Here is an 801-nt window from a genome sequence, read left to right as displayed (position 1 = left end):
ACCGGCATCCTGTTCGTGCTGCAATCCGGTATTCCCTGGGAAATGCTTCCGCAGGAAATGGGCTGCGGCTCGGGCATGAGCTGCTGGCGCAGACTGCGCGACTGGCAACAGGCGGGCGTCTGGGACCGGCTGCACGAAGTATTGCTGGCGAAACTTCGTGCAGCCGCATCGACTGGTCGCGTGTGGTCATCGATTCGTCCTCCATTCGTGCAGTGGGATCAGGTCAAAAACAGGACCCAATACCACTGATCGGGCGCGACCCGGTTCAAAGCACCATCTCGTTACCGAAGCGCAGGGCATCCCGCTCGCGCTGATCCTCACGGGCGCAAATCGCAACGACGTCACCCAACTGCTGCCTCTGATCGAGGCCATCCCGCCCATTCGTGGCAAGCGGGGGCGGCCTCTGTCAAAGCCCTTCGTTGTGCAGGCCGATCGCGGTTACGACCACGACAAATATCGTAAGCCCCTGCACGCTGCCGGTATCGCCACGCAGATCGCACGCCGTGGTGAGCCCCACGGCAGCGGCCTTGGCAAGACCCGGTGGGTCGTCGAGCGCACCTTCGCGTGGCTGCACAACTTCGGACGTCCGCGCATTCGGTTCGAGCGCCTCGCCGCCATACACGAGGCGTTCATGAAAATCGCCGCCTGCATCATTTGCTGGCGACACCTTCAAAAATCATTCTGTTAGCGCTTCTAACAGCAACACTTATGGGCACCTCGAAAAACCGCTCTTTTGAACTAACTCTGCCGTGACGACACCGCGACTTGGCCGATTCGCGGCCCACTCGAAGGGCGGTGAGG

At 61.2% G+C, this 801-nt stretch carries 1 pseudogene; it reads left to right on the top strand.

What is annotated here, in order from left to right:
• Nucleotides 1-688, top strand: a pseudogene (locus ACPUER_RS36945) (IS5 family transposase); the annotation flags it as partial.
• Nucleotides 689-801 lie beyond the last annotated feature (113 nt).

This window comes from Burkholderia sp. DN3021, assembly GCF_049805555.1.
In the GTDB taxonomy this organism is placed as follows: domain Bacteria; phylum Pseudomonadota; class Gammaproteobacteria; order Burkholderiales; family Burkholderiaceae; genus Burkholderia; species Burkholderia pyrrocinia_C.
This window is presented reverse-complemented; position numbering and strand designations above follow the sequence as displayed.